Origin of the sequence: Anoxybacteroides rupiense (genome assembly GCF_014196195.1) — a bacterium.
GTDB classification, from domain to species: Bacteria; Bacillota; Bacilli; order Bacillales; family Anoxybacillaceae; genus Anoxybacteroides; species Anoxybacteroides rupiense.
In genome coordinates this window covers 19,331-35,653 of the sequence record NZ_JACIDF010000009.1, presented here as the reverse complement: position 1 = coordinate 35,653, position 16,323 = coordinate 19,331, and the positions used below count along the sequence as shown (strand labels likewise).

At 42.7% G+C, this 16,323-nt stretch carries 14 protein-coding genes; 3 read left to right on the top strand and 11 right to left on the bottom strand.

Annotation, left to right across the window (positions count from 1 at the left end):
- Positions 1-164: 164 nt before the first annotated feature.
- Positions 165-845: a response regulator gene (locus GGQ95_RS14060; RefSeq protein WP_044746297.1), complete on the bottom strand. Its 681-nt coding sequence runs from the start codon at positions 843-845 to the stop codon at positions 165-167.
- The gene (locus GGQ95_RS14055) at positions 842-2,020 is read right to left on the bottom strand and encodes a sensor histidine kinase (RefSeq protein WP_066149535.1); all 1,179 of its coding nucleotides are present in this window, start codon (positions 2,018-2,020) and stop codon (positions 842-844) included. Before GGQ95_RS14055 ends, GGQ95_RS14060 begins: the two co-directional genes overlap by 4 nt.
- 259 nt (positions 2,021-2,279) lie before the next feature.
- On the opposite strand from GGQ95_RS14055, the gene GGQ95_RS14050 reads away from it, so the two are divergent.
- On the top strand, positions 2,280-2,915 hold the full coding sequence (locus GGQ95_RS14050) for a YigZ family protein (RefSeq protein WP_044745022.1): 636 nt from the start codon (positions 2,280-2,282) through the stop codon (positions 2,913-2,915).
- Between the two features lie 44 nt (positions 2,916-2,959).
- Positions 2,960-4,009, top strand: coding sequence for an LCP family protein (locus GGQ95_RS14045; protein ID WP_183186991.1), 1,050 nt, complete (start codon positions 2,960-2,962; stop codon positions 4,007-4,009).
- A 43-nt stretch (positions 4,010-4,052) separates the two neighbouring features.
- Here the strand turns inward: GGQ95_RS14045 and GGQ95_RS14040 are convergent, their stop codons facing one another.
- From GGQ95_RS14040 to GGQ95_RS14015, 6 genes are all read right to left on the bottom strand, one after another.
- Positions 4,053-5,120 (bottom strand): glycosyltransferase family 4 protein, encoded by a 1,068-nt coding sequence (locus GGQ95_RS14040; protein WP_080860302.1) that lies wholly within the window; start codon positions 5,118-5,120, stop codon positions 4,053-4,055.
- A 281-nt stretch (positions 5,121-5,401) separates the two neighbouring features.
- Positions 5,402-6,889: a murein biosynthesis integral membrane protein MurJ gene (gene murJ / locus GGQ95_RS14035; RefSeq protein ID WP_080860304.1), complete on the bottom strand. Its 1,488-nt coding sequence runs from the start codon at positions 6,887-6,889 to the stop codon at positions 5,402-5,404.
- 29 nt (positions 6,890-6,918) lie between these two features.
- On the bottom strand, positions 6,919-7,401 hold the full coding sequence (pssE, locus tag GGQ95_RS14030) for a PssE/Cps14G family polysaccharide biosynthesis glycosyltransferase (protein WP_080860306.1): 483 nt from the start codon (positions 7,399-7,401) through the stop codon (positions 6,919-6,921).
- Positions 7,398-7,883, bottom strand: a complete 486-nt coding sequence (gene pssD / locus GGQ95_RS14025; protein ID WP_044745027.1) for a PssD/Cps14F family polysaccharide biosynthesis glycosyltransferase — start codon at positions 7,881-7,883, stop codon at positions 7,398-7,400. The genes pssE and pssD overlap by 4 nt, the downstream gene beginning before the upstream one ends.
- Positions 7,876-8,988 carry a glycosyltransferase gene (locus GGQ95_RS14020; RefSeq protein ID WP_236631780.1) on the bottom strand — a complete coding sequence of 371 codons (1,113 nt, stop codon included), beginning with the start codon at positions 8,986-8,988 and terminating at the stop codon, positions 7,876-7,878. The genes pssD and GGQ95_RS14020 overlap by 8 nt, the downstream gene beginning before the upstream one ends.
- Positions 8,981-10,135, bottom strand: a complete 1,155-nt coding sequence (locus tag GGQ95_RS14015) for a polysaccharide pyruvyl transferase family protein (RefSeq protein ID WP_044745028.1) — start codon at positions 10,133-10,135, stop codon at positions 8,981-8,983. The genes GGQ95_RS14020 and GGQ95_RS14015 overlap by 8 nt, the downstream gene beginning before the upstream one ends.
- A gap of 298 nt (positions 10,136-10,433) precedes the next feature.
- Between GGQ95_RS14015 and GGQ95_RS14010 the strand changes: the two genes are divergently transcribed.
- On the top strand, positions 10,434-10,694 hold the full coding sequence (locus GGQ95_RS14010; protein ID WP_183186990.1) for a hypothetical protein: 261 nt from the start codon (positions 10,434-10,436) through the stop codon (positions 10,692-10,694).
- Between the two features lie 39 nt (positions 10,695-10,733).
- Here GGQ95_RS14010 and GGQ95_RS14005 read toward each other — a convergent pair whose 3' ends face one another.
- The 3 genes from GGQ95_RS14005 to GGQ95_RS13995 all read right to left on the bottom strand — a co-directional run bounded on the left by GGQ95_RS14005 (position 10,734) and on the right by GGQ95_RS13995 (position 15,796).
- The gene (locus tag GGQ95_RS14005) at positions 10,734-11,693 is read right to left on the bottom strand and encodes an IS1595 family transposase (RefSeq protein WP_183186989.1); all 960 of its coding nucleotides are present in this window, start codon (positions 11,691-11,693) and stop codon (positions 10,734-10,736) included.
- Positions 11,694-11,824: 131 nt separating this feature from the next.
- Entirely contained in the window at positions 11,825-13,327 is a 1,503-nt protein-coding gene (locus tag GGQ95_RS14000) for an N-acetylmuramoyl-L-alanine amidase (protein WP_236631781.1), read from the bottom strand.
- Between the two features lie 180 nt (positions 13,328-13,507).
- Positions 13,508-15,796 (bottom strand): S8 family peptidase, encoded by a 2,289-nt coding sequence (locus GGQ95_RS13995; RefSeq protein WP_312856948.1) that lies wholly within the window; start codon positions 15,794-15,796, stop codon positions 13,508-13,510.
- Between the last annotated feature and the right edge of the window lie 527 nt (positions 15,797-16,323).

The following is a 16,323-nucleotide window of genomic DNA, read 5'->3' as shown; positions in this document are numbered from 1 at the left end:
CTCATTTGACTAGCCTGTTCTTTCAGTTTGTCCCCATCGGCATGAGCGAATGGAAACGGTCTGCATGTGGATGATCAGCCCGTCTTCCTTACCTCCATTGTAGCGGAAAAAAAGATGGATTTCATTACAAAAAAAGGCTGCCGAATTCTCGACAGCCTTGGCGCTCAGCGGACCTCCACCCATCCGTTTTTGATCGCCACAACAACCGCTTGTGTACGGTCATTTACATTTAGTTTTTGAAGAATATTGCTGACATGATTTTTCACCGTTTTTTCACTTATAAACAACGCCTCGCCAATGCCGCGGTTGCTTTTGCCGTCCGCAAGAAGCTGCAGCACCTCACACTCCCGGCGCGTTAACAAATGCAGCGGCAGACATACCTCGCGCGATGTTTTTTCGACCTTCTGGCTCGTTCCTGCGGCGAGGCGGCGGTATTCTTGAATTAAATTATGCGTCACGCGCGGATGTAAATAAGATCCGCCTTCTGCTACGACCTTGACCGCTTCTATCAATGTATCCGCATCCATATCCTTTAATAAATAGCCTGTTGCGCCTGTTTTCAGCGCATGCATCACATAATTTTCATCATCGTGAATGGAAAGGACCACCACCTTTGTGTCAGGGTACGTTTCCACCAGCTGCCGCGTCGCTTCCACTCCATTCGTATTCGGCATGTTAATATCCATAATCACGATATCCGGCTGATGCTTTTGCACCAACTCGAGCGCATCACTGCCATCCGCTCCCTCAGCTACTACCTCAAATTGTCCTTCGAATTCTAAAATCCGCTTGACTCCTTCGCGAAATAATTGATGGTCATCAATAATAACGATGCGTGTTTTCATTGATCGATCCTCTCCCTTCTTGTTTGTGTCGTTTCTAACAGCGGAATTTGAATAAACACGGTTGTTCCCACACCCATTTGTGAACGGATATTCATCGTTCCTTCCAATAATTCTACTCGTTCCTTCATCCCAATCAATCCAAAGGAATTTTCCTTCTTTTTCTTCACATCAAATCCTTTTCCATTATCTTTAATCATTAGGAAAAGATACTGCTGCTTCATTTCTACCTTCACTTGAATCTCAGATGCCTCCGCATGCTTCAGTGCGTTTTGCACCGATTCTTGGACAAGGCGAAAAATCGCCACCTCAAAATGGGCAGGCAATCGTTTTTCCTCCCCAATATGTACAAAAGAAATTTTCGTTTGCTGGTTATACTCCTCAACATTTTGCAAATATTTACGGAGGGTAGGTATTAAGCCCAGATCATCAAGCGCCATTGGTCTTAAATCATAAATAATTCTTCTCACTTCGTAAAGTGCAGAACGTACCATTTTTTTAAAATCCCGCAATTCTTGAACCGCTTCATCGACACTGCGTTGTCGAATAATCCGCTCCATTAAATCCGAGCGCATCATCACATGGGCGAGCATTTGGGCAGGACCGTCGTGAATCTCTCGCGATAAGCGGCGGCGTTCCTCTTCTTGAGCTTCGATAATCCTTAAACCGAACTCCTGTTTTTGTTTGGCCCCTTCTATAAACTCGCCCACTTGGCGAAAGTCGCTGTTCAAATAATTCAGGACAACAGTGATTTGTCCAATTAAATGATCGGCGCGTTCAATGGTTTCTTTTAGCGCGGCTAAACGCCGTTCCAATTCATCGCGCCGCAGCCGCAGCTGCCTTTCTTGCTCGCGAATCATCGTCAGCTTCATTTGCAGCTCGTGCGCGATTTCATAAGCCTCGCGGATTTCCATTTCGGAATAGCGTGAAAAATGGCGGTTCACCTCTGATAAGCGCTGTCTGGCCAGACGCGCCTGCACCTCCAGTCGATCTGCTTCATCGATAATCAGGCTGACTTGCGTTTTTGTTTCCTCTAGCTCCTTGATCAAATGCTCATACTCATGGCGCGAACGTTCGCCGATCTGAAAAATTTCATCTTTGCTATGATGAACCGTTTTTACCATTTTTTCGACAATTTTATCTAATTCCTTCGCATTTAATTTTTTTGGCAAAGACATACGAAATCCTCCGTGCTTATACAAAAAAGTATCAAGAGATCATACAAATTTTTCTAACGAAAAGTTTTATTTGAAGGAAAAAAGCTGTCGATTTATAATAGAAAAAGATGCTTTTTCGCTACCTGTTCCCGACCGGTAGGCGACGGCATATACTTGTTTTTTTAAGTATAGCATGTTTCACGCAACTTATCGCCAAAAATTGAATTGGTAATAAAAACATATGCAACAGCGTGCCGCATGATCGTGAGGTGTTTCATCATTGCTGCATAAATATTATACCGTAAAAGGATATGGAGAAAGTGAAATCGTGATCGAAAAATCGCGATTCATTTGTTATGCCAATCGGGCAACAACGGAAGAGGAAGCGACTCAGTTCATTCAAACGATCAAAAAAAAGCATTGGGATGCGACGCATAACTGCTCTGCTTATTTAATCGGCGAGCATGACCACATCCAAAAAGCGAATGATGACGGTGAACCAAGCGGCACGGCTGGGGTTCCGATGCTCGAAGTGCTTAAGAAAAAAGGACTAAAGGACACCGTTGTCGTTGTAACTCGCTATTTTGGCGGCATTAAGCTTGGAGCCGGCGGTCTCGTCCGCGCTTACAGCAAAGCGGTATCCGAAGGGCTGAAAGCAGCGGAAATTGTTGAACGCCGCCTCATGCGCATTATGCATGTTGCGATCGATTACAATTGGCTTGGCAAAGTGGAGAATGCCCTTCGCTCCTCCATTTATGATGTGAAAGCCATTCACTATCTAGATCATGTCGAAATCGAGGTATTTGTCGAAGAAAACAACAAGCAGCCGTTTTGCGAATGGCTCACCGATTTAACCAATGCAAGGGCGGACATTCAAGAAGGGGAAGTCACCTATATGGAAACGACCATTTCTTAGCCTCCCTTTCACCACTCTTAGAAAAAAGAAGAGGAGAACAATCAATGACCAATAAACGAACCTATCGTAAAAAGCAAAAAAAGAAAAAGCGCAGAAAGCGCATATTATTATGGATATTGACGCCTATTTTGCTGCTTGTGCTGGGAGCTACTTGCTACGCTTCGTTCCTTATGCATAAGGCGGAATCTGTGATCAATAAATCGTATGAGGAGATCAAAGGACGAGACCAAGATCGCCCAAACCTGAAAATTGATAATTTCTCCATCTTGTTTATCGGCATTGATGACAGCCGTTCGCGAAACTTCAAAAGCGATACACGCTCAGATGCGTTAATGCTAGCGACATTCGATGCCAAAAAGAAATCTGTCAAATTAGTAAGTATTCCGCGTGACTCGTATGTATATATTCCGTCAGAGGAAAGACGGGATAAAATCACCCACGCCCACGCCTTTGGCGGTGTAAAAGGAACCATTGAAACGGTTGAGCAGCTGTTTGATATTCAAATTGACTACTATGTCAAAATGAACTTCTATGCTTTTATGGACGTGGTGGACGCCTTAGGCGGAATTGAAGTAGAAGTGCCATATAATCTTAAAGAAAAAGACTCCGAAGACCATCATAATGCGATTGTTCTGAAAAAAGGATGGCAAACATTAAATGGCGAGCAAGCGCTGGCTCTTGCGAGAACAAGAAAGCTTGATAACGATATCGAGCGCGGAAAGCGCCAGCAAGAAATTTTAAAAGCCATTATAAAAAAAGCAAGCAGCGTCCGTTCGATTACCAAATATGATGATCTGTTAGAAGCGATCGGAGACAATATGAAAACGAACTTAACGTTTGATGAAATGAAATCGCTGATTTATTATGCAACAAGCAGCGAAGGAAAGCTTAATATTGAATCCCTTCACTTAAAAGGAACCGATGATTACATTGACGGAGTTTACTATTATAAGCTCGACGAACAGTCTGTCGAAGAGATCTCTCAAGAGCTGAAAAATCATTTGCAAGGGCTGGATACTACTACTTCTACGGACAACAGCGATTCAGAAGCCAACAGCCAAACAGATCACGCTGATGACGACGGACAACCATAAACAAACGCAAAAAACCGCCTTGCATAAAAGCAAGGCGGTTTTTTTAATTTTGTTTTCCATTCGCGTAGCGAATCACGCGCATGATTTTCAAAATGGGGCGATAATTCGCATCCACTAAACCGATCTTCTCCGCAATAATCTCAAGGGCAAGCAGTACGACAACCAATATAATCATCGACACCCAAACAGCGGCCTGCGATAAAATGATCGCCAGCAGCCCAAAAACGGCGCTCATGCCGTAAATAATCAGCACGGTCTCCCGATGGCTGTATCCGAGCCGGAGCAGACAGTGATGCAAATGAGATTTATCAGGAGCCGAAAGCGGCTGCTTTTTCACAATGCGGCGAATGATAGCAAAAAATGTATCCGAAATCGGCACACCGAGAATTAACACCGGCACGACAAACGAGATAAACGTAACGTTTTTAAAGCCTAACAGTGACAATACGGAAATCATATATCCTAAAAAGAGCGCCCCTGTATCTCCCATAAAGATCTTTGCCGGATGAAAATTGTACAGCAAAAATCCCAAGGTGCTCGCTAAAATAATCAATCCCATCGAAGTGACGAACCAGTCTCCCATAATCAACGCCATTCCAGAAATCGTGATTAAAGCAATCGCTGAGACACCGGCAGCCAAGCCATCTAGCCCGTCAATAAGGTTGATCGCATTCGTAATTCCCACAATCCATAAAATCGAAATCGGTATGCTTAACATTCCAAAATGCAATTGCCCGCCGAATGGCAAATTAATAAAGGTCACTTGTACACCGGCAATGACAACCACGATAAAGGCGGCAACGAATTGGCCTAAAAACTTCACTTTAGCCGGCAGTTCGTAGATATCATCCAAGATCCCAACGGCCACAATGATCAGACTTCCTAATAAAATATAAAGCGAATCTTCGTTCCAAGGCCGTAAAATCAAATATCCAATCATGGCGCTGACATAAATCGCCAGCCCTCCTAAACGCGGCATAATTTTTTGGTGCACTTTTCGTTGATTCGGTTTATCTGTGGCTCCTACAAGAAAAGCCAATTTTTTCACAAATGGAGTAAAAATAACGGATAACGCAAAGCATATAAGCATCGTTAAGTATAGATATAACATGGGAACCCTCCCCTATGTCCTAGGATAACCATTAATGTCACATTCAAACCAAAACCGTTCATTGCCAAATTTCTCAGTACAAAAGCCCACAGCGTCGATTATAGCATATTCAATCTATGACATAAACAAAAAATTTCTTAAAATCTAGTGACTTCGCGGATGTTCGCGGATATAACCCCATTATATATCATTTAAATCCCAAGAATCGACAGATAACGCAAAAAAAAAAAAAATCAGCTTGTCGACAAAGTCGACAAGCTGAAGGTTTTTTAAAAAAAGCCTTATCCTTGCGAAAGCAAGCCCGCGGTTCGAAAAAGAGCATAGGCAGTCACGGCAAATAAGCAGCCCGCAAGACATAAATCAAGTAAATCATAGCCGGTATGAATCCATAAGCGGCTCAGCCAAACGACGGCCGTCACGATGAGAAGAGACAGGAGCAATTTTCCCCATAGCGCTCCTGTATCCATTCGCAGCTTTAACTGACGCGTGCCAAGAACGAGCAAGGAAAAGAATTGGAATAAAGCGCTAATCGTCGTTCCCCAGGCGATGGAGGCCGCTCCATATTGGTCAATAAAAAAGGAAATGAGCGCAATATTGACGCCAAAAACAGCCACGATCCCTGTGGCGACTGGCGCGAACGATTTCTCCATCGCATAAAAAAAGCGCGTGACAAACAGATTCGCTGCATGGGCAAACATGCCGATCACAAAGATTTTCAGCATCTCCGCCGTCATAGACGTCGACTGCGCCGTAAACGATCCGTACTCAAAAATGATTTTTACAATCGGTTCCGCATATACATAAACAAAGACAGAAACAGGCACAATAAACATGATGAGCAAACGCAGACCTTTGAAAAAGATTTGCGAAATTCCTTCATAATCCTGTTCAGCCGTCTTTTTAGCGAGCAGCGGATAGATCACCGTCGTCGCCGCTGTCATTAAAATCATTTGCGGAAGCTGAACAAGCTTCGAGGCATAGTTCAGCGCAGCGACATACCCGTCATCCAGCTGCGAAGCAAACATGCGCTGGGTAAAAAAATAAAACTGCAGAGTCGCTCCGCCCAATAAAACAGGCATAGCGATCTTAAGCATGCGAAGCACGTATTCCTTTTCCGAAACATGAAAACGGAGACGGAAACAGAGCACGCCGCTCTTATACATATAATAAACGAGCACAGCCACCATGATCGCAGCGCTGACTGTCGCTCCCCATCCATACGCATATACGCCGATGGCCGGATAAAGGAGGACGGCGATGAAAATAAAAAAAGCATTGTTGGCCAATGTGGCAAACGAGGCGCTATAAAATTGGCCGCGCACATTCAAAATGCCGGAAAACCACATCGAAAAAACAAGAAAAAGGGTTGCGGGAGCCATCATGAAAAACAATTTCGATGTCATCGCCACTTCAGACGGATGGAGCCCATTAAAAAAGAGTTGGACCACCTGCTTTGATAAAATCATAAACAAGCCTGTTAATCCAACGCAAAACAGGAGCAAATAGGTGAAAATGACATCGTGAAACCGCTGCTTATGGATGTCACGATCCATTTTGCTATATACGCTAATATAAGCAGTCGCTACAGCCCCTCCCAGCACGGAGTAGACAAAATTAGGAATGGTATAGGCTAAAATGACGCTATCGGCAAGCGATGACGTGCCAAATTGATAACCGATGACAGCTTCTCGAACAAAACCTAAAAAACGCGAAAGCACATTGACAATGGTGACTACTCCAATCAATTGAAAAAAACGTTTTGTACTCACAACCTCACCTGCCGAATCTCTGCTTTCATTTATGCATGCTTATCAATAAATGAACGAATAATAGAGACAATTTCATCATTTCCACTGACAAACGGAACAGGTTCAAACTGCTTGGCTTTTTTCAGCACTTCGCTGAAATCTTCGTTTTCATACCATGCTAAAATGTGTCCCGTCTTTTCAAACTGCTGCACGATTTCCAGCTGATGGTCATCGTTGTGCTCTCCATATTTCATGAGACGAGGGGCAGCAATCATTTTCTTGCCCATTTTTGCCCCTGTCGTAATGGATCCTGTTCCTCCATGAGTAATAATCATGCTCGCTTCCCGGTACAGCCGTTCCATTTCCTCATAGCTTGTAAATGTCATCATGTTCATATGTGGCGATTCGTAAGGCGTATGCCCTTGCTGCACAATCACTTCTTCTTTAATATTTCCAGAGATAATTTGCTTTTCTACTTCCCGCAACAGCCTCGTAAAAGGCAGCTCATGAGTTCCCAACACAACAAAAATCAATAGATCGAACCTCCATAAACCGCTTTCGGGTAATGTTTTTTCATTGTTTCCCACTGCACAATGAATAAATCAGCAATTGGATACACCAATTTTCCTGAAATCGTCGGAGTCGTGGTTTTCGCAAAGCTCTCGATAAAAATGACTTTTTTGCCAAACAACTTAGCAATATAACACATGGGCACGGCCGTATGAGCGCCTGTTGTCACCACAACATCCGGCTTTTCGCGAAGAAAATAATACAAAGACATGATGACATTATAGGAAAATTTAAAAATATATCGGAACGGATAATTCCTTGCTCCATACATTAAAAAAGAAATCTTATACTGTTTGCTCAATTCTTTCGTGATGACCGATTTTTCCGTTACAATATGATAATCGTACGCAGAAAAAAGAGGCTTTAATTGCAACAATTGCGTTAAATGCCCTCCAAGGGAAGCAATAAATAGCACCTTTTTTCTGTCTTTGTTTTTTCTACGCATCCCGTACTCCCTCCGGAGGTGAATAAAGTTGAATCACTCGTTCAACGATTCGCTTTCCATCGTTCTCTTGAGCGCGAAGCTCACCTTTTTGAATTAATTGTTCCCTCATTTTCGCATCGCTAAGCACTGTTTTTATTCCTTCATATAATGATTCCTTGTTACGGGGCTCGACCAATATACCGGCGCCGCCGCTCAATAAATAAGAAAGTCCGCCGACATCGCTACCGACCACCGGCGTATGGCAAGACATCGCTTCTAAAGCAACAAGCCCGAATCCTTCCAAATGGGAAGGCAGCACAAACACTTCAGCTGCCGACATCCACATGGCTAGCTCTGATTGATTCATCGCATCCAGCATGTGAATATCCTGCGCACCGCTTTGTTCCATTCGCTGCAAAAGCCGTTGATAAAACGCTCCATCTTTTTTCTGGCCAATCATATAAAGATTGGCGTTCGGATACTCCTGTTTCAGCATAGCAAATGCATCAACAAGCTCAAGCAGCCCTTTTTGCTCAATCATGTTGCCGACATATAAAACAGGAATCACATCGTCGGCTATTCCGCACAGCTTACGCGCCTCTTGTTTGTTCATCGGCTGAAACACTTCGCGATTGACTCCCATATTAATAATCGAAATTTTCTCTTTCGCCACGCCAAATTGCTCATAAATCTCTTCATAAAGCTTCGGTCCTACCGCAATCACGTGATCAGCTTCCTGAAGAATATATTTTGTCCATTGCCAAATTCTCTTACTTTTATGCGCCATTCGTTCAATATCTCCGCCATGCGCCGTCACAATGAATCTCGTTTTCCAAAGCTTTCTATATAAAAGGCCTAATATGCCTGTCGGAAAAACATAATGGACATGAACGACATCATACCGTCTTCCGCAAACCACCGTATGAATTAGCACTTTCAACAGCCAAACCAGATATTTGATCAGAACCGCTTGTTTTTTCATACTTGGATTGGTTACAGCAATGACATCAACATCCAATCCCGCCTTCTGTAAAGCGACGACTTGATTTTTTACAAAAATCCCAAAAGCTTTTGCCTTTTCAGTCGGATACATATTGCTAAGCACTAATACTTTTCGATTAGACATGCTTCTCACCTATTATCCTCTGTAACAGTTGTATTCCCTTCTCGGCCTCGTTTTTCATATTCTCAGATATCAACTCGATACGCTGCTGGACTTCCGGCCAATTCTTTTCGATTTCATTGACCATTTGCAGCATCAACTGATCATCTTGTGCTAATTTCTCGATCGCAATATAGCGATCAAGCTGCTGAATAGCAGTCAGAAAATGCTGGACCTTCGGGTGATACCCGACACCAATCACCGGAGTTTTCGCAGCGATTCCTAAAATAAGAGAGTGCAGCCTTGTCCCAATCACGAGATCATGCGACTCACAAAGCGATAAAATCTCACTCGGATATAAATTTTGATCGATAATGACGACTTTATCGCGATATTGCATGAAAGAGGCAATGTCTTTTGTTACTTGCACATCTTGGGGATATTTTGTCGAAAAAAATGTAATATGAACCCCTTTTTGACGAATGAGTTCATCTAAATTTTGCGCCATGCCTGAAATATATTGCTGATACTTCTGTTCATCTGTCGTCGGCCAATATTGGGAGCTGTAGTACGGAACAGCTGTCACAGCAATTTGGCGAACCGAATCTCGCTGCATTTTTTTCGATGAACGTGCTAAAAATAGAGCTGGATCGCCAATGACCTCAATCTCTTTTTTTACTTGGAGCGATTGAAGCAGTTTCCTTGAACTCTCGTCTCTTACAGAAATTTGCTGGGCCTTTTTCAGCAGCTGTTTAATAAAAAAAGCACCTGCCTTTGTACGGATCGGCCCTGCACCTACTCCATAAATCACGACCTTGCATCCGGCGTAATGTCCTAGCATGCCGAGCGTTGCATACAACGGTGCATCTCGTTTATATAAATCCATTAATAAACCGCCGCCGCCAATGATCAGCACATCCAGTTCCTTCATTCGCAAATAATTAGCCTTAAGGGTAGCTAAAATGGTAAGCAGAAGGCTTTTTTTTCGCGAAAGAAGCGGAATGGCTCGGACTCCATACCGTTCCTCTGTATTTTCAGGATTATGGCTAAAAATGACGATATCCGTTTTGCTGATCGCCAATTCTTCCGTCAATTGCTTGAGAATCCCCATCAAAATTGCTTCGTCGCCATTATTATGATGTCCGTAATTACCAATAATCCCTATTTTCATAACAAAGCACCTTTAACTTATTATTTATTCAACTTTTACATTATACTATCGTTCACTCATAGGTAAAAGCCTTTATCACGATTCCATTATATCAATTTTTCATCTAGCAAAAAACAATGGGGGCTAATCATCGAAAGCCCCCATTTGTCTTATTTTTTGGCTGTTTTCGTAAACTTTGTGGCTTTTGAAGGAGAAAAATAAACATTGTGATATAATAAAGATATAAAAATAGTAATTGTATAAAGGTTTGAATATGATAAATTAGGAATAACAAATAACTTTCAGGAGGTGAACCCATTTGAATAAATACAGTATTTTTTCACTTGCTACTTTGGTAATCTTCATTGGTTTGTTTTATACAATGTTGAGTGGTGTGTCGTTAGGAACATTCGGTAAACCATTTATTATTTCGATGTTTCTGTTCCCATTATTAGGAGTTTTTTCGGGACTAAAAGCCAAAAAAGGCATAATGAAATGGCTACTAATAATACTTAACATTATTGCAATTTGTATAATCGGATATATTTCATTACTTGCCAATGGTATTGCCGAAAATTGATGCAAGACGGGTAGCATACGCTATCCTTTTTTTTATGCCTTATAAAACAGACCTTAAAGAATTGACTGTGGTGTTGGTCGATTTTTGACACGCTGAAATAAGCATTTGCTCAACACGTTTTTCAAATGCCAAATACTTGCCTAATTCAAGCCAACGGAACCAATAGAGATAGTTGTCGAGATATTTCGTTGCAACGCCTTGAAAACGATCCATCCAATTTTTTAAGCGATTATGAAAGTTATTAACGTGTTGAATGTGATAAATTCCTTTCTTTACACGTTGTTTTTGTTGTTCATTGACGGTTTCGTGCTGCAATCCTTTTAACTTGGCAAACTTTTTATAGTTTGTTGCATTATCTGTACATAACAAAGCAGACGGGTGAATATACTCACCTATCACAGTGTCAATTTCTTCAGCTCTTACACGACCTGTTCCTGCTTTTCGAGCAATCACACTACCGTTACGGTCTTGTGCAACTACAACAGCAATTTTAAGGTTGGAAATTCCTCTTTTTTCGTCTTTTTCACCTCGTTTCTTGGATTTTCTATGAGTGATTTCTCTACCTTTCATAGACTCACGAAAGAAGGTTTCGTCACTCTCAACGATACCTTGCAGTTGATTAAAGCCAAGACTTCCTAATGCGTTCAAGATTTTATGCCTCCAATAAAAGGCAGTAGAAATGTGTATTTGGAGTTTTTCAGCGATTTTTGGTAGGGTATATCCCTCTACCATTAATTCAATGTATTTCACCCATTTTTCAGGGTATCGAGAGCCTGAAAATGGCGTATTTGTCAGATCATTGAAAGATTTTCCACAATCATTACATAGATAGCGTTGTCTTGAGCGATAGATACCGTTCCGTTTAACCGATGTACTACCACAATGGACACAACCCAAACCAGAAGCAAATCGGGCTTCACGAATGCTTTTGAGTAGTTTAGTAATTTTATCTGGTTCATCTGGAAACAAGTCCTGTTTCATTGCATTAAACAACGCCATTTGCTCTGATTTAGTTAATTCACTGAAATCCTCATATACATCTAACTACATACTCGAACGCCTCCTGAATGCCCATTATATCAACCTTTCAACAGTATGGTCAAGAAAGCCACAATCTATACGAAAACAGCCTATTTTTTATAGTACTGCACAATTCCATTATAAATGGATTCAGCGAAAATATTCTGAAATTGGTCGGAAGTGAGTTTTTTGACGTCTTCGGTATTCGAAATAAACCCTAATTCAACAAGAATGCTAGGGACGGTATTGTTACGGATGACATAAAAGGCTTCATCCTTGACTTTGCGGTCCACCATATTCGCATTAGCCACAATTTGCGCCTGAACTTCCTTCGCTAATAAATAGCTTTCATATCCGTTCGGATTCGTCGAAGTATCATAGTACGTTTCCGTTCCTTTTGCTGACGGGCTTGCAGAGTTTACATGGATGCTGATAAACAGCTCCGCATAATTTTGCTTAGCGATATTGACCCGTTCTTCCAATGTCGGATACGTATCGCTCTCTCTTGTCATGATGACCTTGGCACCCGCCGCTTCCAACTTCTGCTTCAGCTTTTTCGCAACAGATAGAACGATGTCTTTTTCTTTGGCGCCATTTCCGATCGTTCCCGGGTCTGTTCCGCCGTGTCCCGCATCCACTGTAATAATCCGCCCAGCCAACACGCTGCCGCTTACATTCTGCAATTTTAAGTATGATTTATGTACATAGCCGCGCAAGTTTCCATATGAAATTTTCGCCCAATAGCCTTGAATACTATAAACATTGACAATGGTTCCGTTGCTGAGCTGGCCTACAACCGAAGCGTTCGTCGATCCAGATGAACGAACATTTAACGTTTGGGCGGTGACTTTTCCTTTCGCGATGACCGTACCTTCATCCGCGCTGCTCACCGGCAAACGAAACTGATCGCTCATCGCCCGCGCCAAAAAGGCAGAAAACTGTTCTCTGGAAATATAGGATTCCGGCATAAATTTATTTCCGCTTCCATTGGAAATTCCATTGTAATAAAGCTTCGTTATATAGGAATAAGCCCAGTAGCTTGAGCTAACATCAGTAAATGGGTTTTTCGCATTGGCCGGAGGATTAGAAAGTGAAAAAGTAAGAGCGAGCACTTTGCTCATTTGCGACCGTTTCAATTTATCATTAGGGTGAAAGGAGCCGTCGTCGTATCCTGTGAAAATGCCTTTTTGCGCCGCAAGGCTAATCCAGCGAGCCGCCCAATGGCTTGATGGAACATCTTTAAACTTGACTTGAATGGTAGTTGGTTCCTTTTCACCAATCGCGAGCATCAGCATTTTGGCCGCCTGCGCCCTCGTCAAAGAGTCCGACGGACGAAACTGCAATTGGCTGCCTTGCTGATATCCTTGAATGATCGAACGCTGATACAAAAATTCAATTTCCTCTTTTGCCCAATAGCCTTCAGGTACATCGGAAAAAACCGCGCCTGAGGAAGCAATTGCAAACGAAGCAACGTGAGCAGCTGTCTGATCGGGGGGAGCCTGATTAAAATCTTCAATTTTTAATAACTCGTCGTTTTGCTCAGCCGCATAAGCATTTGCCGCAAAAGGCAGCGACATAACAATGAACGCCAGAGCCATTAACAAAAAACGCAATGAATCCCTCTCCTTCCTGATTTTTGGTGTTATATTCCATCTCAAATCGAATGTGACAGCTATATTTTTCCACTCTATGTTTCATTCTATGAAACTATGTCCAAAACTTCAACCCTCATTTGACAATAAATGACGCAAAAATGTCGAAAAATAAATAATAGAAGAATCGATAGGATTCTTCTATTTTTGTAGATAATCAGAGGCCCTTATCAGCAATGCAGCAAATTGGGCGCGAGTTAAATATTCATTAGGATGAAAATAGTCTTGCTTAAAAATAATACCTTTGTCCGCCAGTTGTTGAACGGCATCATAAGCAAAATGACCCGGATCAGAGAGGTCTTTAAAAGGATAAGGCGTCCCGCTAAATGGATGCTCGCTCAGCTTTAATGCACGCGCCAGCATAACCGCCATTTGCGCTCTCGTCACAAGCTTTTCGGGAGCAAAGCTTCCATTGCTATAGCCCGTTACTACTCGCTGGTCGTATGCAGCATAAATCGAAAGCGCTCCTGCCAAATCGATCGGCACATCGGCAAATGGCGGCTGAATATGATGAAGCGGCCAATGAAACAGCCTGTTCATCATCATCACTGCATGCCGTCTTGATAACGATTGGTTTGGCCGAAACGTGCCGTCTGTAAAACCGTTAATAAGCTTTTGTTGGTAGGCTCTCTGAATTTCTTGATAAGCCCAAAATGAAGCAGGCACATCTGAAAACGATGCCGAAGACGAGTCCGCCGTTTTTATCAACCGTTCGTCAGTTGCTAAAATCGTACCTGAGTCATCCACTGCGATCACCTTTAACGTTTTTTCGTTCCTTCCTGAGCGAATATCCGGCAGCGTCACTGAAATCCATGTGCGATCTGCCTTTTTCTTTAAAATCAACTGATCGTCCAACCAAATATATACATTTTTCCCGACAAGCCCATCCGATACGCCAAGAAGCTGTGACTGAGAGAAATTCAGTTGCTGTCCATTTTTGATGGTGAGCCAATCCAGTGCCGCTTTCGGCGAAGCCTGCAGCGCCTTAGCGATCTGAATGGTCCCATAACCTGAATGGATATCATAGCCTTTTTCCCCTATATCGAAGGCTGTTTCCGAAAGCATCTTACGAATCTGGATCACATCCAGCTCTGGATGCTCCGCTTTCAGCATAGCTACCTCGCTTGTAACAAATGGCGTTGCCATAGAAGTGCCGCTTAAAGATTTATAGGTATCATTTAGAAAGGTACTGATAATATTGGCCCCAGGTGCACTGACATCCACTTCCCATCCGTAATCCGAATAAGGCAATACGCCGCCTTTTTCATCAATAGCCGCAACCGTTATCACGCCTGGATAGGAGGCAGGATAAATATCCTGCAGCGATGTTCCCCAATTACCCGCGGCAGCGACAACAGGGATGCCGTTCAAAAGTGCCTGAGAAATCGCTTGCTCTAAAACAAGCGTCTTCCCTTTCCCCGCTAAACTAAAATTAATCACATTGGCTCCCATAGCAACCGCATCATTCACCGCTTGGGCAATTTCAAAATCCCCGCCAGTCCCTTGCGCATCGAGCACTTTTAAAGGAAGAATATCAACAGGAGCGGACCCGGCTGCACCAACGATTCCTTTTCCGTTGTTCGGGCAAGCAGCAATAATTCCAGCCACATGAGTCCCATGTCCGTTCTCATCTACCGCCATCCCGTCTCCATCCACATAATCTTTTCCTAAGCTATAAAGAACATTTCCGCAAAAATCTTCGTGAACCGAAACGCCTGTATCAATCACCGCGACCGTCACATGGTTAACAGCGGCCGCTTTCTTCACGATCGGCTGCTTGGACCAGCCATTCGTTTGAATCAAAATATGGATCGTATCGTACGTACGATTTTGGGGCAGCAGCACGTCCAGTTGAGCCGTATTCCCTTCATTCGCTGCCAGCTCATTGCCTTGCCCATCTGTCACCTCAAGCCGCCAGTTTCCCTCCACGTGATCCATTTCCAGCGATAACCGCGATAATTTCATGCCATTCAATAAAAAAGAAAAGCTTGAAGCTGATAACGGCTGCTCCTCATATGTAAATGATTGATTCTGCACAATGACTTCCCGACCATCTAAAAGGTTTTGCCCGTCTCGTGACGGCGCAATCACCTCTGCACCTACCGTTCGCAGTCCCCATTGTTGAAAGAAGAAGGGATCATTAAAAGCCGTTGTTTCAGCCAGCGTTTTCTGGTAGTTAGGCTCTACCCTTGATACGATAGGCAATTGTTCAACTGCTTTGATTTCATCGCTGCTAAAACGCGCTTTGACCACAAAAGAGCTTCCGGTATCTTCCACTCGGCTTTGATACGTCTGAAGAAATTGCAAATAGTCGTCTTGCGTACGAAAATAAATCAGCCACTCTGATAACGCTTGGCCGTGAGCATAGGACCCATTGAAAACAAAAAAAAGAATAACAGCAAAAAAACCAAGGATGAGTTTTCTGTTCACACTGTTCACCGTCCTCATATGATCAATAAGGGATCGCCCATTCTCCATGAGTGATCCCTTCCTTTTTGGTTTATGGAAGACGCCTCTCTTCTGCAAGTAAATCTCGAACAAAAGCAGCCGCTCACCGCGTTTTTTTCTCCTATAATGCAAATTCCATCCCCTTCATAAACATCCTTATGAAGAAATTATGATTTTCGTTACCTAGCTTGAATCGTCTATTTTTCTATCACTCGTTACTTTGTTGTATACACTTTCTAGCAAACATGCTCCAATACGTTAAAACACCATTTGTCCCCTCATTATAGCGTATATGAAAACCGTTCTACAACCAATTCCATATATTTTCCAAAGAACTCTAAACACATGTCCCCAGATGGTCGACAAACATTCTTCACTATGATATCAGCGCAAATCTCAAGAAGATGTAAATGTAGGATCATACTAGGGAATTTTGGTAACTTTTTATCTATTAAATTCCAATTATCGTGAGATAGCCCCATCGAACTATGTCATTTTATTGGGAAAAA

Bases quoted from the DNA above. Each gene is read 5' to 3' on its own strand.
- GGQ95_RS14020 (WP_236631780.1), bottom strand. From the start codon at position 8,988: ATGTCTAATCGAAAAGTATTAGTGCTTAGCAATATGTATCCGACTGAA.
- GGQ95_RS14015 (WP_044745028.1), bottom strand. From the start codon at position 10,135: ATGAAAATAGGGATTATTGGTAATTACGGACATCATAATAATGGCGAC.
- GGQ95_RS14040 (WP_080860302.1), bottom strand. From the start codon at position 5,120: ATGTTATATCTATACTTAACGATGCTTATATGCTTTGCGTTATCCGTT.
- GGQ95_RS14045 (WP_183186991.1), top strand. From the start codon at position 2,960: ATGACCAATAAACGAACCTATCGTAAAAAGCAAAAAAAGAAAAAGCGC.
- GGQ95_RS14060 (WP_044746297.1), bottom strand. From the start codon at position 845: ATGAAAACACGCATCGTTATTATTGATGACCATCAATTATTTCGCGAA.
- GGQ95_RS14055 (WP_066149535.1), bottom strand. From the start codon at position 2,020: ATGTCTTTGCCAAAAAAATTAAATGCGAAGGAATTAGATAAAATTGTC.
- pssD (WP_044745027.1), bottom strand. From the start codon at position 7,883: ATGCGTAGAAAAAACAAAGACAGAAAAAAGGTGCTATTTATTGCTTCC.
- GGQ95_RS14005 (WP_183186989.1), bottom strand. From the start codon at position 11,693: ATGGCGTTGTTTAATGCAATGAAACAGGACTTGTTTCCAGATGAACCA.